Origin of the sequence: Paenibacillus periandrae, assembly GCF_022458865.1 — a bacterium.
Lineage (GTDB): Bacteria > Bacillota > Bacilli > Paenibacillales > NBRC-103111 > Paenibacillus_S > Paenibacillus_S periandrae.
This window is the reverse complement of the sequence record NZ_JAJNMU010000178.1, coordinates 1-278: the sequence shown is the minus strand read 5'-3', so window position 1 is coordinate 278 and position 278 is coordinate 1. Positions and strand designations below refer to the sequence as shown.

Genomic DNA, 278 nt, shown 5'->3' with positions numbered 1-278 from the left:
ACAGCTTCGTCAGTTCATAAAGGAGAATAAGCTGGTCACCGCGCAAGATGCACAAAACGCCTTAAAGGATCTATTTGCTGAAACCCTGCAGGAAATGCTGGAAGCGGAAATGGACACCCAGTTAGGCTACGACAAGTATGATACGAAGAACAAACAGACCCCGAACAGCCGTAACGGTAAAAGCAAAAAAACCATCACGAGCGAATACGGCGAACAAGAAATTCAAGTCCCGCGGGATCGCCAAGGCGAGTTTGACCCCCTCGTTGTGAAGAAACACC

1 protein-coding gene is annotated in these 278 nt (G+C 48.6%); it reads left to right on the top strand.

Translation table 11 applies throughout. The features are described from left to right. Positions 1-278: transposase (locus LRL21_RS45125; RefSeq protein WP_240422244.1), on the top strand; the 278-nt coding region annotated here is incomplete at both ends.